This is a genomic window from Peribacillus sp. 05N428, assembly GCF_056397085.1.
The window spans coordinates 1-22,460 of record NZ_JBFTMS010000058.1 but is presented as its reverse complement, the minus strand read 5'-3'; the positions used below and the strand labels follow the sequence as shown (position 1 = coordinate 22,460).

23 protein-coding genes and 2 pseudogenes are annotated in these 22,460 nt (G+C 37.9%); 19 read left to right on the top strand and 6 right to left on the bottom strand.

The features are described from left to right. Positions 1-146: helix-turn-helix domain-containing protein (locus AC1DIV_RS27495; protein WP_477577848.1), on the top strand; the 146-nt coding region annotated here is incomplete at its 5' end. Positions 147-659: 513 nt separating this feature from the next. On the opposite strand, the gene AC1DIV_RS27490 is transcribed toward AC1DIV_RS27495, so the two are convergent. Next, on the bottom strand, positions 660-2,150 hold the full coding sequence (locus AC1DIV_RS27490) for a DHA2 family efflux MFS transporter permease subunit (protein WP_323599256.1): 1,491 nt from the start codon (positions 2,148-2,150) through the stop codon (positions 660-662). 520 nt (positions 2,151-2,670) lie between these two features. On the opposite strand from AC1DIV_RS27490, the gene AC1DIV_RS27485 reads away from it, so the two are divergent. The 5 genes from AC1DIV_RS27485 (at position 2,671) to AC1DIV_RS27465 (ending at position 7,641) form a co-directional block, all read left to right on the top strand. Continuing rightward, positions 2,671-3,489, top strand: a complete 819-nt coding sequence (locus AC1DIV_RS27485; RefSeq protein WP_340875880.1) for a TIM barrel protein — start codon at positions 2,671-2,673, stop codon at positions 3,487-3,489. Between the two features lie 24 nt (positions 3,490-3,513). Further along, positions 3,514-4,857 (top strand): amino acid permease, encoded by a 1,344-nt coding sequence (locus AC1DIV_RS27480; RefSeq protein ID WP_340875881.1) that lies wholly within the window; start codon positions 3,514-3,516, stop codon positions 4,855-4,857. A gap of 134 nt (positions 4,858-4,991) precedes the next feature. Further along, positions 4,992-6,005: an SIS domain-containing protein gene (locus tag AC1DIV_RS27475; RefSeq protein ID WP_340875882.1), complete on the top strand. Its 1,014-nt coding sequence runs from the start codon at positions 4,992-4,994 to the stop codon at positions 6,003-6,005. A gap of 57 nt (positions 6,006-6,062) precedes the next feature. Then, positions 6,063-6,845: a fructoselysine 6-kinase gene (gene frlD / locus AC1DIV_RS27470; protein ID WP_340875883.1), complete on the top strand. Its 783-nt coding sequence runs from the start codon at positions 6,063-6,065 to the stop codon at positions 6,843-6,845. 67 nt (positions 6,846-6,912) lie between these two features. Beyond that, positions 6,913-7,641: a GntR family transcriptional regulator gene (locus AC1DIV_RS27465; RefSeq protein WP_048678490.1), complete on the top strand. Its 729-nt coding sequence runs from the start codon at positions 6,913-6,915 to the stop codon at positions 7,639-7,641. Positions 7,642-7,677: 36 nt separating this feature from the next. Here the strand turns inward: AC1DIV_RS27465 and AC1DIV_RS27460 are convergent, their stop codons facing one another. Together AC1DIV_RS27460 and AC1DIV_RS27455 are read right to left on the bottom strand one after the other, a co-directional pair. Further along, positions 7,678-7,848: a hypothetical protein gene (locus tag AC1DIV_RS27460; protein WP_340875884.1), complete on the bottom strand. Its 171-nt coding sequence runs from the start codon at positions 7,846-7,848 to the stop codon at positions 7,678-7,680. 43 nt (positions 7,849-7,891) lie between these two features. Continuing rightward, positions 7,892-8,398, bottom strand: coding sequence for a DinB family protein (locus AC1DIV_RS27455; RefSeq protein WP_283906898.1), 507 nt, complete (start codon positions 8,396-8,398; stop codon positions 7,892-7,894). A 305-nt stretch (positions 8,399-8,703) separates the two neighbouring features. Between AC1DIV_RS27455 and AC1DIV_RS27450 the strand changes: the two genes are divergently transcribed. From AC1DIV_RS27450 to AC1DIV_RS27395, 12 genes and pseudogenes are all read left to right on the top strand, one after another. Then, complete coding sequence (locus tag AC1DIV_RS27450) at positions 8,704-8,910, top strand: hypothetical protein (protein ID WP_048678486.1); 207 nt, start codon at positions 8,704-8,706, stop codon at positions 8,908-8,910. Positions 8,911-8,935: 25 nt separating this feature from the next. Beyond that, positions 8,936-9,361, top strand: a pseudogene (locus AC1DIV_RS27445) (hydantoinase/oxoprolinase family protein); the annotation flags it as partial. A 764-nt stretch (positions 9,362-10,125) separates the two neighbouring features. Then, a complete protein-coding gene (locus tag AC1DIV_RS27440; RefSeq protein ID WP_340875886.1) occupies positions 10,126-11,238 on the top strand; it encodes an ABC transporter substrate-binding protein in 1,113 nt (370 codons plus the stop codon). Then, positions 11,228-12,061, top strand: coding sequence for an alkaline phosphatase family protein (locus AC1DIV_RS27435; protein WP_230134985.1), 834 nt, complete (start codon positions 11,228-11,230; stop codon positions 12,059-12,061). The genes AC1DIV_RS27440 and AC1DIV_RS27435 overlap by 11 nt, the downstream gene beginning before the upstream one ends. Before the next feature lie 98 nt (positions 12,062-12,159). Beyond that, a complete protein-coding gene (locus AC1DIV_RS27430; protein ID WP_098936008.1) occupies positions 12,160-13,014 on the top strand; it encodes an ABC transporter permease in 855 nt (284 codons plus the stop codon). Then, positions 13,011-13,814: an ABC transporter permease gene (locus AC1DIV_RS27425; protein ID WP_034313149.1), complete on the top strand. Its 804-nt coding sequence runs from the start codon at positions 13,011-13,013 to the stop codon at positions 13,812-13,814. Before AC1DIV_RS27430 ends, AC1DIV_RS27425 begins: the two co-directional genes overlap by 4 nt. A 68-nt stretch (positions 13,815-13,882) precedes the next feature. Beyond that, positions 13,883-14,896: an ABC transporter ATP-binding protein gene (locus tag AC1DIV_RS27420; protein WP_048678108.1), complete on the top strand. Its 1,014-nt coding sequence runs from the start codon at positions 13,883-13,885 to the stop codon at positions 14,894-14,896. Between the two features lie 26 nt (positions 14,897-14,922). Next, entirely contained in the window at positions 14,923-15,705 is a 783-nt protein-coding gene (locus tag AC1DIV_RS27415; protein WP_048678105.1) for a DeoR/GlpR family DNA-binding transcription regulator, read from the top strand. Between the two features lie 103 nt (positions 15,706-15,808). Continuing rightward, entirely contained in the window at positions 15,809-16,681 is an 873-nt protein-coding gene (locus AC1DIV_RS27410) for a Cof-type HAD-IIB family hydrolase (RefSeq protein ID WP_095394165.1), read from the top strand. A 29-nt stretch (positions 16,682-16,710) separates the two neighbouring features. Then, a complete protein-coding gene (locus AC1DIV_RS27405) occupies positions 16,711-17,040 on the top strand; it encodes a DMT family transporter (RefSeq protein WP_048678100.1) in 330 nt (109 codons plus the stop codon). 38 nt (positions 17,041-17,078) lie between these two features. Then, complete coding sequence (locus AC1DIV_RS27400) at positions 17,079-17,399, top strand: DMT family transporter (protein WP_057276213.1); 321 nt, start codon at positions 17,079-17,081, stop codon at positions 17,397-17,399. 96 nt (positions 17,400-17,495) lie between these two features. Further along, positions 17,496-18,446, top strand: a complete 951-nt coding sequence (locus AC1DIV_RS27395) for a sugar phosphate isomerase/epimerase family protein (RefSeq protein ID WP_340875891.1) — start codon at positions 17,496-17,498, stop codon at positions 18,444-18,446. 288 nt (positions 18,447-18,734) lie between these two features. Here the strand turns inward: AC1DIV_RS27395 and mscL are convergent, their stop codons facing one another. Continuing rightward, a complete protein-coding gene (gene mscL / locus AC1DIV_RS27390; protein WP_072272777.1) occupies positions 18,735-19,133 on the bottom strand; it encodes a large conductance mechanosensitive channel protein MscL in 399 nt (132 codons plus the stop codon). 535 nt (positions 19,134-19,668) lie between these two features. On the opposite strand from mscL, the gene AC1DIV_RS27385 reads away from it, so the two are divergent. Then, positions 19,669-20,013, top strand: a complete 345-nt coding sequence (locus AC1DIV_RS27385) for a hypothetical protein (RefSeq protein ID WP_336864705.1) — start codon at positions 19,669-19,671, stop codon at positions 20,011-20,013. Between the two features lie 662 nt (positions 20,014-20,675). Here the strand turns inward: AC1DIV_RS27385 and AC1DIV_RS27380 are convergent. Next, positions 20,676-20,852, bottom strand: a pseudogene (locus AC1DIV_RS27380) (transposase); the annotation flags it as partial. 366 nt (positions 20,853-21,218) lie between these two features. Next, positions 21,219-22,055, bottom strand: coding sequence for a DUF2935 domain-containing protein (locus AC1DIV_RS27375; RefSeq protein ID WP_323599244.1), 837 nt, complete (start codon positions 22,053-22,055; stop codon positions 21,219-21,221). Between the last annotated feature and the right edge of the window lie 405 nt (positions 22,056-22,460).

The following is a 22,460-nucleotide window of genomic DNA, read 5'->3' as shown; positions in this document are numbered from 1 at the left end:
TAAGCGAGAAATGCGGATTTACCGATTCCAATTATTTTGCTAGGGTGTTCAAAAAATACGAAGGAATCACACCTACGCAATTTCAGCAGAAATCTCTTTTGTCAAGAAAGAAAAGAATCAATACATTCAATAATTTTGTGATGTAAAGTGGATTTTTTGCAATGGAACACAAGAAAGAGTTGAATTACCTGGAGGCACACCGGCTGGATCGTCAGCTGGTGCGTTCATGCATGGAGAAAAAAACATCCTTTTTTCTCGATTTAGAGCAGGCATCGAGCCTGCATGACGGTTGCTTGATGCAACCTCTAAAACTTACAGTAGCGCCTTCGGGTAGAAGGAACAATTTTCTGAGCAAATATTCTACGCTCGTAATAAAAGTCAGAATGTTACTCCTTAGCTTTCTTCTTACTTTATCTTTACCTTAACAATTTTTCCTCCAGCCTTTTTACCCGCCTGTTCCATTAGTATTTTTAATTCACATGGGGTACGCTAATCAAAATAAAGGCGTTCACGTTGAGGCCATGATGTAATTAGGGCAAAAAAAAAAGAGACACTAAAAGAGTCTCTTTTTTTTTGCCTTGTTTTCATGGGGCAAGTCAGTTTAATAATATAAGAATTTTTTATACCTTGGAAAATAGGTTGGATTTAGCCTTGTTAATTCAAGATGTTTTTTTTGATAGGCGATTTGTAATGGTATCTTCTTGTGGTGAAGTTTGCCGTATATAAAAGGCAAGTATGAATGCAACTATGGTCAAACCTGTTGCTATCATGAATGCATCATCCACTCCCATTACGCTGCCTTGTTTAATGGCCATCGCCATTTGTGATGTATTTTCCGGTGATATGTTCCTTTGAGATAAGATTTCCTGAACATGTTTCGTTCCTTGGTTTGTCATGATGGACACGAAGAATGCCATGCCAACAGCACCTGCCACCATTCTCAATGTATTGACCATTGCTGTGCCATATTTATTTAGGCTAAGTGCCAATTCGTTTAATCCGGCTGTGAAGATAGGCATCATCAGTATCGACATTCCGAACATTCTAATGGTATATACCCACACCACATAAGAATAGGACGTATCTGTTTGAAGCCGCGTTAAAAGATAGGTTGTAATGATAGTGATGGCAAGTCCGCTCACCGCAAGCCATCTTGCACCAAATCGATCAAACAGCTTACCTGTGATAGGAGACATGATCCCCATTAAAATCCCGCCAGGCAATAGCATGAGACCGGATTCCATCGGAGTGAACCCACGGATATTCTGCATATAGATTGGCATGATGATCATTCCAGAGAACATACCCATGGTTGCGATGATGTTGATGATTGTCGTTAAAGTGAACATCCGATACCGAAAAATTCTAAATTCCAAAATAGGATGAGAGACAGTAAATTGCCTCCAGACAAATAAAACTAAACTGATTCCTCCAACAAGGAACATCGTCAGTACTTCGGGACTGCCCCAGCCCTTGGTACCGCCAGTAGCAAATCCATATAGAACCCCGCCAAATCCGATAGTGGATAGAATTACACCCAGTTTATCTAGTTTAGGCCGGCTGGTTTTCCCTACCTTTTTAATGATGAAAATGGCAAATATGAAGTCAAGCAGGGCAAATGGGAAAATGATAAAAAACAGAACCCGCCAAGAATAGTTTTGGATAATCCATCCTGATAGTGTAGGTCCTACAGCTGGGGCAAAATTCATCGCGATACCAAATATGCCCATTGCGAAACCGCGTCTGTTAGGCGGAAATAAAGTGAAAATCACATTTGTGATCAACGGGAACAAAATCCCCGCACCTGCTGCTTGAACCACACGTCCGATCAATAAGACGGAGAAGCTGGGGGCAATTCCGCATAAAAAAGTTCCTAAGGCGAAGAGTCCCATCGAAGCTAGATATAATTGTCTTGTATTAAATCGTTCCATTAAAAAAGCGGTAATCGGGATGACAATCCCATTGACCAATAAGAAGATAGTAGTAAGCCAATTCGCTGTTGCAGCTGATATGTCAAAATGAGTCATTAATTGAGGCAATGCGATATTGATTAAAGTCTGATTTAAGAAAGCAACTAGAGCACCAGCCAGCATCACCGCAAACATGGGACCTGTACGGATTTTAGTGATGGCTGTTTTGTCGTGATTCATTATTATGGCACGTCCTTTCCGCTAGGATAGTACAAATTGTACTGCCTGCTATTTTTAAAAGTTTTAGAAACTAATTCGTCTCACGAAGTATTAGTGTAAACCCACCTATATTTTCCGATAAAATACAGCATGTAAGGAGATTCACCTCAATTACGGCTTTTTTGAGGTGTTTATTCTTTATTAACCACTCACTTGACAATATTTCAGGATACATTATCTCTTGGAAATCCCCCAGGTTAACATCCATTCTACAGGTATATCATATTTCAAACAATAATCACTCATATATTACTTACAATGTACCAGAGAAATTTGTGTACTAGGTATAAATACTTTAACATTCTACCATTCGTATTCATTAAAAAATAGTTAATTAATGTTGAATAATAAAATCACGACTTTTCCGTATTTTGCGAATAATTATTTTTTAAATATTCAAAATAATTATTGCAATCAATGTATTGGTTAATTATAATACAAAGCATAACAAATAAAAAGTCATTATGAGGGGGTGAAATAATTGAATATTGCAGGGATGAATATAACTTTTAGGCATTTCCCTTTTCATTATTTTTTGGATTGCATGGACAACCTTGGGATTAATAGCATTGAGTTATGGGGTGGGGAGCCACATTTGTATGTTTATCGAAATATATTAGGAAATATAAGGAGTTTGAGAAGGGAAATTAAGTCTAGAAATATGAAAATCATTTGCTATACTCCAGAACAATGTATCTATCCTTATAACATTGCATCCTCGGATGCTCATTGGCGAAAAAAAAGCATGGAGTATTTTATGGAAAATCTTTATGCCGCGCTGGAGTTAGACACAAACATGATGCTTATCACTTCTGGAATAGGGGACTTTTCTGTCTCACAAGAGGAATCATGGAAATATGCCAGTGACTCAATCTTTCAATTAACCAAAGTAGCTGAGATGGAAGGTTTGATTCTTGTTTTAGAGCCATTGACAAAGTACGAATCCAATCTTGTAATCGACTCAAAAGGGCTAAAGAAAATGTTAGAGGAAATCCAATCTACTTCATTAAAAGGAATGATAGATACGGTTTCCATGCATCTGGCAGGTGAAACACCTGATGAGTACTATTCATTCCTTCCCGAATTAGGCCATTTTCACCTAATGGACGGAGATGGTCAATCAGATGCACATTTGGCACTGGATGATGGGGTTTTAAATTGGAGGGAATATTTAATAAGCCTTCAAAGCCATCGTTACAAAGGAAGTTGTACTTTAGAGATTATGGGTTCAAATTATTATCAAAATCCAAGAGATGCAATCAAGAAATCAATTGAAAAAGTTAGGGAATTGGGAATTTAATCATCTAATTTGGAGGAACTCTTTATGAGTAATGGCACACTTACACGAAAACTGGGTTTTTGGTCTGCTCTGGCTATTGCTGTTGGAACTACAATAGGGTCGGGTATTTTTGTCTCATCCGGTGATGTTGCAAAGGCTGCGGGTACTCCTTCCATTTCCATTCTAGCCTGGATAATAGGCGGGGTGATTGCCATTCCGCAAGTAATGGTGCTGGCGGAGTTATCGACAGCATACCCCCAAAATGGAAGCGGTTACGTTTATTTAAATAAAGCTGGGTGGAGGCCTCTGGCATTTTTATATGGATGGGCCACTTTCTGGGCGTTGGATCCTCCATCCATATCGATTATGGCTTTAGCGATCGTTTCTTATTTAGCAACCTTTTTCCCATTTTTCTCTGGGGTCGCCGGGAAATTATTGGGTATTGCGATCATCCTGCTCATCACATCGATTCATTATCGAAGTGTGAAAGAAGGAGGTCTTTTCCAAGTCATTATCACGGCTATCAAGATCATTCCTTTCCTGATTGTCATTGTCTTGGGAATTATGTACATGAACCCTGATAACTTTGCTTATACACCAGGACCAGGTGCCCAAAAGTCAAGTTTAATAGGTGGTGTATCCGCAACCACATGGGCATATACGGGAATGGCTGCGATTTGTTTCATGGCTGGGGAGTTCAAAAATCCAGGGAAAATACTTCCACGAGCTCTTATTAGTTCGGTATTCATCGTGTTGGCTTTATATACGCTGCTAGCCATTTGTGTCATCGGCTTGATGCCATTTGATGAATTAATCAACTCCAATGCGGCTGTTTCCGAAGCTGTAAAATATATTCCGGGATTATCGGATATTGCATCATCATTCGTGGCCATTACGGCGATTATTGTTATCTTGGGTTCGCTGAGCTCTTGCATAATGTTTCAGCCCCGCCTTGAGTACGCAATGGCAAAGGACGGACTATTCTTTCAACGTTTTGCAAGAGTTCATCCTAAATATGAAACTCCAAGTTTCTCTATCATCGTTCAGGTTACGTATGCATGTATACTTGTGTGCTTCAGTAATTTAACTGTGTTACTTGGCTATTTCACACTGATTCAATTGGTAATTAACATCCTGGACTTTGCCGCTGTTTATAAATGCCGTAAAAGGGATGATTATAATCCAATCTATCGTATGCCAATGTGGAGGTTAACGACGGTTTTAGCTATTCTTGGAGCATCATGGCTGGCCTGGGGAACATTTACTTGGGCGCCTATTCAAGGAGTGATTGCAGCGCTGATCGTTATCGTAACAGGTCTGCCGGTATACTATTATTGGGAAAGGAAATATGGATCAAAGAAAAATAACGACAGCGATATCGTGGCTTAGCAGAATGATAAGGGAAGTTAGGCCTTCTTTTGATAAACCAAAAAAATTTTAAAATAAAACAATTGTGCAAATTATTATGTTTAGATATAATACAAGGCATAACAAATAAACAGGGATAAGGGAGGAAGCTGTTAATGCTAAAGTTTGATGAGGAGTTATTTCTAAATCTTGTAGAAAAAGAGGGCCTTGCTTTTAGAGGCCAGATTGAAGAAATCGTAGATGGAATCACAAAAAGGGGCTACAGGAATATTTTCCTTATCGGTGCTGGTGGCACCATAGCCATGATGTATCCATATGAATACATTTTAAAATCAAATTCTACCATTGATGTCCATGCAGAAATTGCTGCTGAGTTCATGGTGATGAATCATAAGCATTTCAGCAAAGATTCAGTCTGCATTTTTACATCTGTATCCGGGACTACTCAAGAAACAGTTGCAGCGGCTGAATATTGTAAAGAAAAAGGCGCCACTACAATCGCTTTAGTTGCAGAGCCAAATACTCCGTTAACACAAATTGCGGATTACTGTATAACGACTGGTTCTGAAACGCACTCTTTTGATACTTTCTTTATGCTTTTGTACATGGTCGTCTTCCGTTTCATGCATAACAACAATGAATTCCCGCAATATGAACAATTCACGAAGGAGGTTTCTCTACTTCCGCGTGCAATTCTAGATGCCGTTAAATCTTTTGACAAAAAAGCAGAGGAGTTTGCCATTACACATAAAGACACGGATTACCACATGATGGTCGGTTCTGGTAACCTATGGGGAAACACTTATTCATATGCCATGTGCATTTTAGAGGAAATGCAATGGATTCAAGCGAAATCCATCCACGCTGCTGAGTTTTTCCATGGTACGCTTGAACTTGTTGTTGAAGATACAAGTGTTATTTTATTAAAAGGGGAAGATGAAACTAGACCGCTGATGGACCGTGTAGAGAGATTTGTAGAAAAAATCTCCAAAAATATAACGGTTATTGATACCAAAAGCTTTGAAATGGAAGGCATCAGCGAAGAATTCAGAAAGCACTTTTCAGTTAGCATCAACTGGTCAGTATTAAGTCGAATCAGCGTATACCTTGAGCGTGAAAGAAATCATCCATTAACACTTAGAAGATACTATCGCCAAATGGAATATTAAGATAAGTGGAGCACTACTTAGTAGTGCTCTTAAGTTTCAAGAAAGCGGGGGAAAATGATGAGAACGGTTACAGTCGGAGATAACTGTATGGATGTTTATCAAAAGAGCGGGGAGGTCTATCCTGGGGGTAATCCTTTAAATGTGGCTGTCTATTTAAGAGGGTTAGGTGCTGACTCTGCTTATATCGGCTGGGTGGGATCCGATCAATACAGTGAAAAAATGGTGAAGGCGATACAGGAAAAAGGTGTTGATATTTCTCATCTTTCGCGGAAAGAAGGAAAAACAGCTGTTACTTTTGTTGAAATGGTAGGAAATGACCGCAGGTTTGGAGAATACGATGAAGGTGTCATGAAACATTTCCGCTTAACGACGGAAGAACTCCATTACATTCAAACATACCAGCTCATACATTCAGGGATTTGGGGACATGCGGATAAGTACTATTCCTTATTTAAAGAAAATGGAATGCTCACGTCTTTTGATTTCTCAGATCAGCTAGATCACGATCTAGTGAAGACTTTACCGCAGTTTGTTGATTATCCTTTTTTCTCTTATACGAAGGATGATGCTTTTATCCGCCAATTTTTAAAGGATGTAAAAAATCAAGGATCTAAAATTGCGGTCGCCACTTTAGGTGAAAATGGTTCACTTGCCTATGACGGCATTCAATTTTATCAATGCGGTGTCGTTGAAGCGAATGTGGTGGATACAATGGGTGCGGGGGATTCCTTCATTTCCGGTTTTATTTATGGATTATTGAAAGGCCAATCTATCGAAAATTGCTTAGAATTGGGCACAGAGTCTGCTGCGAAAACCATTAGCTATTTCGGTGCGTGGTGACTGGGACTGTAAATCATGTATAATAGGTAGTAAATAATAAATTTTGACGGATAAGGATGAATCTAATATGAATTTAAATCCTTCAACCCCCCAGCCACTATATATGCAAATAAGGCAAATGTTGAAGAATGATATTCAGAACGGTAAATACAAACCAGATGAACAAATCCCAACCGAAGCAGAGCTTTGTGAAACTTATAACGTTAGCCGGATCACCATTCGAAAAGCAATCGAGGAATTGGTGAAGGAAGGAACATTGACACGTATTCCGCGCAGGGGTACCTTTGTTGCATCTAATAAGTTTCATAATGAGTTGTTATCCATAAGTGGATTCTCAGAGTTTAGTCATCAGCTTGGGAAGATACCGAATTCCCGGATTTTAAGAAGTGAGGTCATAGCCGCACCAAAAGATGTTGCAGGTCATCTCCTCATTGAAGAAGGAAGCCCCGTTCTCGAACTAGAGCGACTCATGTATGTAGATGAGCGTCCGCTTTTCTACGATACCGCTCATTATTCGTTACTTCGTTTTCCGGATTTGGAAAAGAAGATTGCAAGGGATGAATCAACTTATAAGATCCTATTGGAAGATTACCATACCGAAATAGTCAGTAACGATAAAATTATAGACGTGATTGGTGCTACAAAAATCCATGCTAAATATTTAGAATGCGATATTGGCGCAAATTTATTTAGAATAGTGAAGATTGCTTTCGATGCAAACGACCAGCCTGTGCACCTCTCAACGTTCATGTGTGAAACCAACAAGGTCAATCTGACTGTTCATCGGGCAAAATAGGTCATGCCATTAATTTGGCATGACCTATTTAAACATCTAGTTTTGATTTTCCTCATCCAAACTTTCTTCTTTGATCATCGCATTTAAAATATCCTTACAATTAAAACATAAGATATTCTTGTTATCTAAAAGAATACCGTTCAGAAAACCAGCCGTACAATACACATCATGTGCACAGCGAACACAAGAGCCAACTAGTTCATCCATCGATACATCCCCCTATTCAGGAAATGGTATATAGTTTGGTGTTCTATTTTGTATAAAGGTAAAGGCCAAAATCTTGCATAACGGAAGTGTGCCCCATTTGCCGTAACATGGTAGCTATATTGCCACGATGATATGATCCGTGAGTGACAACGTGTAATACCGATTCGGAAATGGTAGTTTCAAGCGACCCAGCATATGGGTTATCCACAACCATTACCTTTTCCATATCCACTGTACTCAGAAGTGCTTTGTTTCTTTCGTACAAGTCCATAAATGTTTTTTTCATTTCCTCAATACTTTTCTTTTCGACCTCTTCTTTTAATTCACTAGAAGATGCCATTGCTTCATCCATACTTATACCAGAGATAATATCAAACCACGCGTAATCTGTGAGATAAATGTGAGACAACACTTTTGATACCGACGAAAAACCACTCTGAATTTCCTTATGGTAAACGTGTTCTGGAAGTTCATTTAACCGATCGATGATGACTCCATTTGCCCATGCGTGATAGTTATACATTTCTAATACTGGCTCGGGGTGATTCATTAAAAAACCTCCATATACACTAGTTTTTTCGGATTGGACTATTTATGCAGTAAGAACAAAGTATTCAGGTTTATTCAATGCAGTATATTCATTAATATGCTGTTCTATAATTTATATAACAATTCCTCCTTATGATTCTACGGGTATATGTGCTCCTTAAATGTAATACATATAAAATAAGAGGTTTTGAGATAATAAGAACATTCAGGTCATAAAATGAATAATAGTGGAGCATCACATATAGGCATTTTTTCTTGCAGGAAAATAGCTCCCTATATCGAACTGATAGTAAAGGAGATGGTAATATGAATCTGAGGATCAAATATAGGCTTTATATCCATGTAGACGGAAAACTTATTCCAGAACAGTATGACCGATACGAGATACTAAACGTCAGAGAAGGTATAGATCCAAATGATACTAAGGATTACCAAGAGCTTACTAAAAAATTGAGTAAGTCGATTAATCGGCCTTTAAATGAATTTGAAATAAAAAACTATGAAACAATGTAAGTGCATCCTTTAGGGGATTTGATCGGTCTATTTAAATATGGTCAATCTGGTCGAAGAAGCTATCGATAAGATGAAAACAAGTGCTGCACCAGTGCCTGTCATTCTCGTGGGGGGCGGAAGCATCCTCTTACCTGAGGAATTAAAAGGTGCATCTGAAGTCATACGCCCATTACATTCATGTGTAGCAAATGCCATTGGGTCGGCTATCTCCCAGGTTAGCGGGCAGATTGAAAAAGTATATGCACTAGCGGAAATAGGAAGGGAAGCGGCATTGGAACAGGCCAAGGAAATAGCGATGTCAGAAGCGATCAGTGCTGGAGCCGATCCTCAAACGCTTGTTATTGTCGACATAGAAGATGTACCTTTAGCATATATGCCTGGGAATGCAACCCGTATTCGTGTGAAAGCCGCTGGTGATTTAGCCCAGTCTTCATTGAATGAACTGGTGTAGTCGAGGCAGGGGGGAAGGAGCTTTTCATTGTGCGGAGGAAGCTTCCCTTAGTTAAATAAGTGGAAAAAGAAAAGCGCTAAGGATAGTGGAATTGACGAATTATTGTACGAAAGTTTAATGGGATTTCTACAAGAAAAGGTAAAAAAGGGCTTCTTCAGCTAATGCACTAGGTATAGTGCTCGGAACAGTAATTGGGCTTTTGAAAGAAGAATTCCAGATCATATGAAATAAACGGTGATGGTTGTAATTGTTGTGGCTGTTATAATTCATAGTCTCGACATGGCTTTGAAGATTAAAGACTTTTATATTGTTATTGTCAGTTTAGTAGTGTGCGCTATAATTGGGGAATGGATGAGGCATAAAAACTCCGCCCAGAACAATTATTATATAGCCACATTGATAATTCTATCTGTTTAATAAGTTCTATGTAAAACTCTCTTGTATCAAGAGAGTTTTTTTTCATGAAAATTTATTTAGCTAATATGGATTTTTGTTAACGGCGAGCTAAAAAGAAGGGGAAAAGGGTGATATGTTTTAAATAAAAGTTTTTCACATTCTCTTTTATAGACTTGCTTTTACTTGGTCTTGTTTGCGGATTGTTGTTAATGCTTATGAAGATAAAAGCTGATGAGTAGGAGAAATTAGAGCTGATTTACAAAATCTTAACATTTGGTTTATGTGGAATTAATGTTTACTGATTATGATTAAACCGTAATAAACAGTAATAAACATTAAAGATCCCACACTAAATGGAGGCACTTTTTATGAATCGCACATTCAAGAAGAATTGTTACAAGTCTATTCAAGCTTTGATGTTAGGGGTGAGTGTACTGGGATTAGCTGCTTGTGGAGCTACTAATGAGGAGGCTGCTCCAGTGGTTAAGGATCCAAGTTCGTTAACCTTGAAAGAAATTGAAACAAAGGCAAAAGAAGAGGGGACCATTAATAGTGTCGGTATGCCTGATTCATGGGCTAACTGGGGCGAAACTTGGAATGAAGTGATGAAAAAATATACATTGGAACACAATGATACAGATTTGTCCAGTGCCGAAGAGATTGCCAAAATGGAATCTGAAGGAGAGAATGCAACAGCCGATATCGGCGATGTAGGGATGTCCTTTGGGCCAATCGCGGAACAAAAAGAATTAACGATGCCATATAAAACTTCCTATTGGGACGAGGTACCTGAGTGGGCAAAAGATGACAATGGAGATTGGGTTGTTGGCTACCAAGGAACGATTGCATTCTTTACTAATAAAGAATTAGTAGATAACCCGCCTAAATCTTGGGATGACATATTAAAAGGGGATTATAAAGTAACAGTTGGAGATGTTCAGCGTGGTACACAGAATCAAATGGCCGTACTTGCTGCCGCTATCGCTAACGGTGGTGATGAAACAAATCTCCAACCAGGAATTGACTATTTTGCTAAGCTTGCCAAGCAAGGCCGCCTTAGCTTGACTGATGCCAAGCCGGCTAACATCGAAAAAGGGGAAGTGGAAGTTGCACTTGTTTGGGATTTCAATGCTCTTGGTTACGCTGACCAAATTAACCGCGATCAATTTGAAGTGACCATTCCAAGTGAAGGTTCAGTCGTAAGCGGCTACGCAACCATTATTAACAAATTTGCAAAGCATCCGCATGCGGCGATGGCAACTAGAGAATATATCTTAAGCGATGAAGGACAAATTAATTTAGCTAAAGGGTTTGCCCGTCCAATTCGCGATGTAGAACTTCCGAAAGAAGTAGCTGAAAAAATGGTTCCAGAAGAACAGTACAAAAATGCAAAACCAATTGAAGATTACAAAGCTTGGGAAGAAACGGCTAAAAATTTACCTCAGATTTGGCAAGAAGAGGTGTTAGTCCATGTCAAATAAAGTAATAGCAATTGTTGTTGATGGTATGAGATACGATAAAGCATGCGAAGCGCTGGGATTTATTCAGCATTTAGTCGAAACGAATCAAGCGTCACTTTACAAAGTTAAGTCGGAGCTTCCAAGTCTTTCCCGTCCATTATATGAAGTGTTGTTAACAGGTACGCCGGCTTCAATGAATGGGATTACGTCCAATCAAGCCGTTCGTTTATCTACTGAGAAAAGTCTCTTTCATCTTACGAAAGAAAACGGGTTAAGAAACGGAACAGTGTCCTATTACTGGGTAAGTGAACTTTATAATCGTGCGCCATTCCATTTTATTGAAGACCGTGAGCAAGAAGATGAATCCAATCCAATTCAATACGGAAAATTTTATTGGGACGATGACTATCCAGATAGCCATGTGTTAATGGATGCAGAAGCTTTACGCAGAAAGTATGACCCTCACTTTTTATATATTCATCCGCTCGGTGTAGATGTAAAAGGAGAAATTTTTGGCTCGGAATCAAAAGAATATCGTGAGCAAATCCTAAAAATGGGAAGCTTGTTGGCACAACTATTGCCAATTTGGATCAAAGAAGGTTACCACATATTAATTACATCGGATCATGGCATGAGTGAATATGGCAACCATGGCGGCATAACTGATGGTGAACGTGATGTACCGCTCTTTATCATTAGTCCAAAAGTTGAGCCTGGCATTTATGGTGAAGTGGTTCCGCAATTAGCTTTTGCACCGCTCGTTTGTGAACTATTAAATATTGAGCCGTCCGATAAAATGATTTCATATCAATTTCCAGGTCTGAAAGGAAAAGTCACCCTGTAAAAACATTAAATGATGATTCAAGATTGACTGGAATTGGTTTAACGAATGTAGTTAGACCAATTCCCAAATTGTTAGAGAACATAGAGGAGCGAGAAGTCTTGCGAAAAATAAAAAAACAAAAAATTTACTTATTAGCTCTTTTACTGCCATTTATTATGTTTGTGATTGGATTTGAGATAGGACCATTAGTGGCAATGATTAAAAATAGTTTTTATGCAGATGATGGAATTCAAGTTACGATTGATCAATACTTAACCATATTCAAAAGTGAATTTTACTTACAAGCCATTAAAAATAGCCTGGTCATTTCCTTGTTTTCTGCTATAACTTCTGTGATTGTAGCAGTCATTGCAGCCTATTCGTTTACAAAGTTCTCTCAAAAAATACAAAACCGACTACTGATGGTTACCAATATGACTTCGAACTTTGAAGGGATTCCCCTTTCATTTTCATATATTATCTTACTTGGAAACAATGGGTTGTTTACGTTGCTATTTGCCAAGATTGGTTGGGACCTGTTTGCAGATTTTAATTTATATTCCTGGACAGGCCTCATTCTTGTTTATATTTATTTTCAAATTCCACTTGCCGTTATGCTCATTTACCCGTCTTATCAAGGAATTAGGCAACAATGGAAAGAAGCATCTTCATTATTAGGAGGGTCAACATTTTCATTTTGGCTTCGGATAGGGGTTCCAGTTCTTTTACCTAGTATTGTAGGTACATTCAGTATTTTGTTTGCTAATGCGATGGGAGCCTACGCAACAGCCTATGCATTGGTGGGCAGCAACTATAACATATTGTCATTGCAAATTGCTTCTCTAGTTGCTAGTGATGTTGCATTAAAGCCGCAGCTAGGTAGTGCATTGGGAGTCCTTCTAGCAACGACCATGATAGGGGCGATGTGGTTCAATGAACGAATGATGCGTAGAGTTAGGAGGGATTTACGATGAAGTCTTCATTGACATTTCATAAATTGTTTGTTGGATTACTAGTTATATATTTATTAATTCCCCTTGTAGGAACACTTTTATTCTCGATTGCTGGTAAATGGGATCATACGATTTTACCTGAGAGTTATACGCTGAAATGGTATATTGAATTGTTTCAAGATGAACGGTTTTATGATGCTTTCCGACGAACACTGTTTTTAATTGTCATGTCTGTAGGTCTTAGTGTTGTTATTATGCTTCCGACAATTTTTATTATCACGGTATATTTCAGTAAATGGGAAGGATTGCTCCAAGCCGCAGCCATGCTTCCTTATGGAGTTCCTCCGATTGTTGGAGCCGTAGGATTAATCAAGCTATATTCTGCTGGACCGATTCAAATTGCCGGAACACCTTGGATTTTAATTGGTGCTTATTTCATAACCATTCTACCATTTATGTATCAAGGAATTCGTAACAGCCTTCGTACGCTTAATGCTGTACAACTTGTTGATGCAGCTGAATTACTCGGTGCCACAAAATTCCAAGCCTTTCGTACGGTGGTGTTTCCAAATATTATATCTGGAATTTTAGTGTCTACCTTATTATCTGTCTCTCTTTTATTTAGTGAGTTTGCTTTTGCCAATTTGCTTGTCGGGGGCCGATTCGAAACCCTTCAAATTTATCTATCCGACAAACTAAACAGCAGTGGTCACTTAACAAGTGCAATTGTTATTACCTATTATTCAATGATTTTACTTTTAACGGGGACTGTATTAAAGCTTACGTTTAGAAACAAAAGAAATCCTGTCGGGTCAAAATAAGAAGCGAATTCCTTCATTTTTTTAAGAAAAATACCGTCATAAAATACTACTTTAGAAGGTGAAAACTAATGAGCTATGTAACCATCGAACAAGTGACTAAGGGATATGACAATCAATTAGTTTTAAATAATATTTCTTTAACATTAAAAAAAGGTGAATTTGCTACACTTCTTGGGCAAAGCGGGTGTGGAAAAAGTACATTATTACGTTCCATTGCGGGACTTGAAGACGTTGATGTAGGAAGAATCTTAATTGATGGAAAAGATATTACTGATTTATCACCGCGTCAGCGTGAAGTCGGTATGGTGTTTCAGTCTTATGCGCTTTTCCCGAATATGAATGTTTTTGATAATATCGCTTACGGCCTTAAAATGAAAAAGGTGAAAAATCTTAAGTCAAAAGTGAAAAATATGATTGATATGGTTGATTTAATAGGAAAAGAAGAGTCTTATCCTCATCAATTATCTGGTGGACAACAGCAGAGGGTTGCTCTTGCCCGTGCGCTTGTCATGGAGCCAAAAGTACTGCTTCTGGATGAGCCGTTAAGCGCATTAGATGCTAAAATTAGAAAAAGTTTGCAAAAAGAATTAAAGAGAATACAGAAAGAATTAGATATCACAACTATTTTTGTTACACATGATCAGGAAGAAGCAATGACGATGTCTGATCGAATTTTTGTCATGAATAAAGGACAAGTTGTTCAATCCGGTTCTCCTTCAGAAATTTATACTTCTCCAGTCAATACATTTGTTGCCAAATTTATCGGGAATTATAATGTCTGTAATATGGAAGTTTTCCGAAAACTTGTTCGTACCAAAGAATTAAAAGGGAATGAAGTTGCCATTCGTCCAGAAGTTTTACAATTAGTTTCTGTTGGTGAAGACAGCTTGGACTTACAAGGGAATTGGGGGATTAAAGGATTTATTAAAGATGTTACCATGGCAGGTAATGTTTTAAGATATGAAGTAGAAACAGAGGAGTGCGCTTTTCATGTAGACTATCTTCACCACCGTGGGGAAATGTTTGAGCAAGGAGCACGCGTTCAAATTCTTGTACCGAAGAAAGAATGCATTATGTTATAAAGTATTGATGATCTAGGGGGAGAAATATGTCTGTTTTGCCTGAAGAAAGAAAGAATGAAATTTTAAAAGAACTTAACAAAATGGGAAAAGTAAAAGTAATAGAATTAGTTGATCAATTTAATGTTTCAGAGGAAACGATTCGACGCGATTTGATGATATTAGAGGAAAAAGGACTGTTAAAGAGGGTTTACGGTGGAGCGATTAAAACAGTCTTTGAATTTGAGGAGCCTCCATTTACACAGCGTACAACGGTGAATCAAGAAGCGAAAATCAAGGTTGGGAAAAAAGCGGTGGAACTCATTTCCAATGGAGATGTGATTGCCATTGATGTAGGTACAACCATGCTTGAATTTGCCCAGTGTATTGAAAATAAAAAAGACATTACGATTTTAACCAATTCTCTTCCTGTGTCGTCTGTGTTGACCGAATTGCTCAATCAAAATAAGTTTACAGGACAAATTCTATTACTGGGAGGACAAATTGATCCAAAGCATCAATCCATATGCGGGGGTCTCACTGAACAAATGTTAAATCAATTTAATATCGATAAAGCGTTCATTTCAGCTGGCGGTGTTTCCATTCAAAGTGGTGTTAGTAATTATCATTTACGTGAAACATTAGTTTCACGCAAAATGGTCGAGGTATCAAAGCACGTCATATTGTTAACGGATTACTCTAAAATCGGTGTCGACACCTTTTGTAAAGTTTGTCCTCTAGAAAAAGTAGATGTGATTGTCTGCGAGCAGCCATTTCCAGAGGAATGGAGAAATGATTCAAAATTAGAGGAAGTCAATTGGATTCAAGCATAGCCCATAAAAGAGATGGAAGAGGGAGTACTCTCTTTTTTTGATAGCAGCAAAAAAAAAGCTAGAAAGAAAATTTAATAGATAGAATGAAAAGGAGCTATATAGCATGAGTTTCATTGCGATAGACTTAGACGGAACATTATTAAACGACCAGAATGAAATTAGTGAAGAAAATATAAAGGCGATTCAATATGCCCAAAATAGAGGCTTTGAAGTAGTTATTTCAACAGGACGGGCTTATTTTGACGTTCAAACAATATGTGAAAAAGCCGGGATATCCCCATTTGTAATCGGGACAAATGGAGCAACCATTCATTCAAAAAGCGCAAAGTGCATTTCTTCTATTACGATAACTAAAGATCGTGTTGAATCCATTCTCCAATGGTTAGATGAACGGAATTATTATTACGAAGTGTTCACTGATAAAGCCATCTATACTCTTAAAAAAGGAAGAGAACATTTCCATAACGAGATTAAAAGTTTGAAAAGCGCAGATTTGAATCCAGATATGAAAGAATTAGTTGAAATAGCGGAAAGGCAATTTGACCAGTTTGGATATGTTTTAGTTGAAAACTATCATGATATCTTAAAACAGGAGGAAGAATTCTATAACATTTTAGCATGTTCTTTTGATGAAAATAAATTAGAGGAAGCCTGGAACCAATTCAAAAAGTTTGATGAGTTGATGGTCGTTTCATCTGCTGATCATAACATTGAAATTACCAGTAAAAGAGCTTCAAAAGGAATAGCCCTTGAAAAATTGGCTTTCTTGATGAATGGCTCATTAGATAAGGCAATGGCAATCGGGGACAGCAACAATGATTTATCCATGTTCCAGAAAGTTGGATACAGCGTAGCGATGGGAAATGCAAAAGATGTCATAAAAACTGTTTGTACAACGACAACCCTTAATAATGATGAAAATGGGGTAGCTTATGCGATTTATCGATATATGGAGAACTTCGTGGTTCAAAAATAAGTGTCAATGCCAAAGGAGAGAGCGATAAAATGGCATGGATATATATCATAATGGCAGGACTTTTGGAAATTGTCTGGGTGATTGGTCTTAAATATTCACACGGATTCACCAAAATTATACCTAGTATATTTACGGTAGTTATTATAATCTTTAGTTTCTTTTTACTTTCAAAAGCTTTACATTCAATACCCTTAGGAACTGGTTACGCCATTTTCACTGGATTGGGAACGGTTGGAACTGTAGTAATTGGGATGCTTTTTTTGGGTGAGACCATTAATCCACTGAAAGTATTTTTTATGGCTTTAATGATATTGGGGATGATTGGAATAAAAGTTAATCCAGCAGAGCCTAAACAATAAAGGAAATGAACTGATATACAAGGTTAGGGGATGATTCAATGGCTTGGTTTTTTCTTATTATTGCCGGATTTGCCGAGATTGGTAGTGTTATTAGCCTGAAACGTGCAGACGGCTTTAAAAAATTGCTCCCCTCTGTAGCGTGTCTTTTTTTGGGTAGTTTAAGCTTTTATTTTCTATCCTTGTCATTAACTTCTCTTCCAGTCGGGACTGCCTATGCAATATGGACCAGTATCGGCTCAGTTGGAAGTGTTTTAGCAGGAATGATTTTCTTTAATGAACCTAGAAGTTTAAGATTAAACCTCTTCATTATGTGTATCATTGCAGGGGCTATAGGTATTAAAATGACTTCTGGACATTAATCGAAAAATACTTTTTGAAACAGCTAGATAAAATCGTAAACAAGAAAAAAGAAAATCAACAAAAAAATTAAATACTTAATTGAAGGTGGGGAAAAAATGAAAATTGGATTAGAAACAGAAAGCTATCACTTGCAATTTATTACAGGGCGAATGGATATTTTCGGTTTTATCAGAAAAACAGCTGAATTGGGATTAGACGGAGTCATGATCAATATTGTTCCATGGCCAGGGTTGTCAGGATGGGGTACATTAGAATCATTTGAACCGGAATATTTAGACAGAGTAAGAAAAGAAATTCAAAAGTATGGATTTTTCGCTGAAATAGACACAAATGGAAGTGATCCGGAACATCTAACAGAAGTCATTAAGGCAGCACATAGAATCGGAGCGGATGTGATTCGTACGTATGCATGCTTAGGAGAGTATGATCCGGAAAGATTGAAAAAAGCACCAGGAGATATAAAAAAAATTATACCACTATTGGAGAAATACAGGATAAAACTAGCTGTGGAAAATCATGAGGAAGAGTTAACAGATGAGGTTATTCAAATTATAAATGAAGTCAACAGCCCTTGGGTTAGCGCTCATTGTGATGTGGGCAACGGAATGATGGCATGGGAGGATCCGGTTGAAGCTGTAAGAAAATTAGCACCATATGCATTCACAACCCATTTTAAAGATCATATTATCATTCATGATGGCGAGGATTATAGGGTATGTGGTGTACCAGTAGGGACAGGCAATATTGATACAGAAGAATGTTTTAAAATACTGGTTGAGAAATCTACCCTAACTAGAATCAACGTTGAAATGTGTTTTCCATATGCCATCAATTTTAAGAGAGAGCATGGTGCTGGCGGAGTCTTTGCGGTTGGAGAAGGAGCTTTCAAAGTCGAACAACCTCCATATGATTTAAGTGTCATTAAACCATTGGATTACTATTATCCTCCAAAAGAACTTTTAGAACAAATGATTGAAGATCAAGAAAAAGGTACAGTACAATCGGTTAAGTATACCCTTGCTTTACGCGATAAATATTGCCGATAAATAATATGTAGAAGCAGGGGGAGGGGATAATTCTGTTCATATAATAAAAATTATTACAGCAGTACTTGCTATTGGGTTGATAGAGAGCCTCTTTTGATTGCCAACATTACTGTCACTTTGCTTTAAGAATTCCGATACACGGTTATTTAATAAGTGTCGCTTGTCTTGTTATAGTAACGTATACGTAGTTCATTATGATATTAAAAAGCCCCTCTCAATTAAGAGAGGGGCTTTTTCTTATTCTGATTTTTGACTACTTCTGCACTTTTTCACTGATTCTTTATATACTTATGATGTTTCATCCTGCCGTGCATTTTTTTGTAAAAGATCACGGATTTCCTTTAAATATTGCTCGGATGCAGGTACCGCTTCCAATACCTCTTCCTCGTTCGCTTGTTTTTTTCTAATAAGAGAATTCGCTACCTTCATAAACATGAAAATCGCGAATGAAATGATCAAGAAATCAATCACAGCTTGGACAAATTGACCGTATTGAACATCTGCTTTTCCAACTGTGATAGATAACGAAGCAAAATTGACCCCACCTAATAAAATTCCTATTAGCGGTGTGATAATATTATTTACTAGTGATGAAACGATCTTTCCAAAAGCAGCACCCATTACTACAGCTATCGCAAGATCGAGAACGTTTCCTTTGGTAATAAATTCTCTGAATTCCTTTAACATTGTAACTACACCTTTCTTTTTTCAATTGATAAAAGCATATCAGAAACATGGTGAAAATTAAATAGTGTAAGAGGCATCCTTAATACCAAAGATAGGACCATCCATCCGTTTAATCAATTAAACCCCTTAATATGATGCAATGGCGGCACTCCGATCAATGGAAAATGAACGCTATTTTCCATTCAAAAAACATTAAAGGGCCGTTATAATAGGGATCTTATTATAGAAGGAGTTAAGAATGGTCATGGAACAAAGAAAAAAAGTAATGCAAAGGCAGAGTGGGAACGACTAAGGCGTCAATTTTCAATGTCACGTAAGGCCGTTTTCACCAAATTGAGGAAGTGGTGAATATAAATGTATTCGTTTGGCGATAATTATAATATTGTACTACCCCCTAAGTGGTACTCCTCCATTGTTAAAAGCCCTTCTCTTAATTGAGAGGGTTTTTTGTTTTGGGATTTGTTAAATGGTTTTTCTGAATAGGAGGATTTTACGTTTCATTTGGAGAATGTTTTGACTAATGGGGGTGGATTATTTGAGACAACATTTTGAACAGGATTTATCTAGAGAGGATATTTTTAGAATGATTGTTAAGCACCTTGATGTATTTCCGTTGACTAGTCTAGAGGCTATCAGAGAAGTGATCAGGAGTTCATTAAATCAAAGAGGCTTGATAGGGGGGATGACCACACAAACAGGAGCCGCTACATATAACCGGAAAATATCAGACCAGGATATCCAATTAATAAATGAGTGTATTTGTGACCTCTTAAACAGCCGCGTTATCCAACCTGGTATTAATGAAGTCAATCAGGATTTACCATGGATTTCTGTTTCTGATAAAGAGAAACTTGAAACATTGGTGAACTCCCAATCTTAACTTTTTACATATCAAAGCCCTTCTCTATATCGAGAAGGGCCAGTTTGTAGACAAAGGGGGTTCGGAATTAAAAAATTTCGAACCCCTTTTAAAATTCCCTTTGACATTTTGACCAAAGGTTAATAGATTTAGGCTCTTGGAGTCACTATGTTATGCCATTTTAGGACCTTGCCATGTCCTCGTGGCCATCTTCTTTAAAGCATCGCTTGCATCGACAATTTTTAAGTCCCTTTAAAGTTGTCCAACGTATACCTTGCTTGCCAGATATTCCGTGTCACTTCTTTTTGGTGGTCTTTGCTTTCTGTACACCGTGATATATATATGAGCATGTTGCACAAATTTGTTTTGACGATTTGTACTCGTGATAGCCCTCATTATTTGTTGTTTGAGTACTTTAAAGTTTCGCCGAAGTGGCAAAGGTAAAAATCAATGTGTTCATCGTAAACATAGTCATGTTTGCGATAGGATCCTTCTTTTGTTCGAGGACGTGTATAGGGTAAAGCAGGTGTGATTTCTTTGTTAAATAGGTAGCTTGTAATCGTTGGTGTTTGATAAGCTGCATCTGCGGCAACTGCTCTGGTTTTCCAACTTTCTCAAACACTTGCTCAATAAGTGGCTCCAAAATATGACTGTCATGTGTATTAAGGTGTTCAATCGTTCCCAATACAAAAGGAATATTGAATGAATGTCAGTTTAACTAAAATAACTGGATCAATACTTGGGCGTCCTACCTTTGAATACATATCTTTCACCAAGTCATAAATGAAAGTGACGTCAATGGAAGCCTCAATTTTACGCACCAAATAGTTCGCCGGCACCAGTTGGTCTAAAGTAATCATTTCAAGTTGATCTCGTTAAATAGAATGATGTTTCGATAGAATCCTCATCACTACAAGTTTTAATAAATCTATTTTAAAACAAAAAAGACTGTAGGAAAAAGGAGTTCTATCCAAATTTTTAAACATAGTGGATTGGAACGGAAGGTGCGGAGACTCCTGCGGGAATAGCGAGTCCAAGGGAGACCCCACAGGCGCATGTGCGCCGAGGAGGCTCCCGGACCGCCCGCGGAAAGCGAGTGCCTGAAGTGGAAAGCAACGTCCAAATTTATACAAGCAAAAAAAACTGTAGACAAACTCGATATCCAGAAGGGCCAATTTTTATTTGAATATATTAATCCATAATAGCAATAATATAAAAACCTCTAATTAATTGTATGTTTCACCTGTAAGGTGGGATTCAAACATATCGATGATTTCAAGGAAGCGTTCGGCCTCACGGAAAACGTGATCAGCTAACAGTGGATGGATAATGCTCTTGATTTTGCATTCTTCGATTAAATCCCTGGCGGTTTTCTTAAAGTCCCGAAGTGATACGACGGAAACACGGTTCTGATCTAGAAATTGATCCAAAAGAGGGGCGGTTTGAGATTGCGGTTTCATGGACTCTAAGTCTACAGCTTGAAAGACTAATTGATCAAAATCATTACTGAAGTTTCGCGCCATATCCACTAGCTTTCTTTCCGATGGATCAAGGAGATGTCCGATGAATTTTGCATGATCCGCCATTATTCTTAAAAAGAAAACATTTTCCTTGATGATCGCATCTGCAAGAGGTTTCAATTTACCCTCATTTAATTCTTTTAATCGTTTCCTAAAATAATTGGCTTCCCTGCTTGTATGGTCGACTAATAGCGGGAAATTGTTCGCACCAGGCAATTTACACGTGAGTATTAATCCCAATACTTTTCTTTTAAATAAAAATATGCCTGTAGCAGCTTGCTGCACCTCCGAGTTAAATCTCCTGATCTGTTCGGGATCAGCTTGATTTGTTAATGAATGGGATTGCTGTTCTATCCGTTCAAACAAATGATAAAACTGATTAGCTTCCTCAATTAACTGTGTATCTTCACATCTGAAACCTAGTCTTAGAAATAACGAGTGTTCCTTCATTATTCTTGACCAAAAACGAATCTCATCTAAAGAGCGTGCAACAAACATTCCCGAGTTATTCCTCATATTGGTTTCCTGTGTGTTCTCATTCATAACTAATGCCCCCTTTTAACAAATCCATCATTAAAAGCATATTAACGAGGGGGCATTATTATTCTGTTCAAATTGCAAATCCTATCATTACCGATATCCTTTTAACATCTCAAACCTTGTTTTCTCTTATAGGAAAAATACCGTGATTCATCCATGTTCTTGAAGAAAAGCAAACCGGTATAAGCTATTTCATGCATTTTAGAGAGGAAGGAAAAAGAGGGGGGGACAAAAATCCTGGACGATTTGAGTCTTATCTAAAGGCTGTTTTCACATACTTTGTTGCTATTTACCAGGTAGTGAGTTGTGGTTGATTTCCCCTCCAGATGCTCGCTTTCCGCGGGGCGGGCGGTGAGCCTCCTCGGCGTAAACGCCTGTGGGGTCTCACCTGTCCCGCTGCTCCCGCAG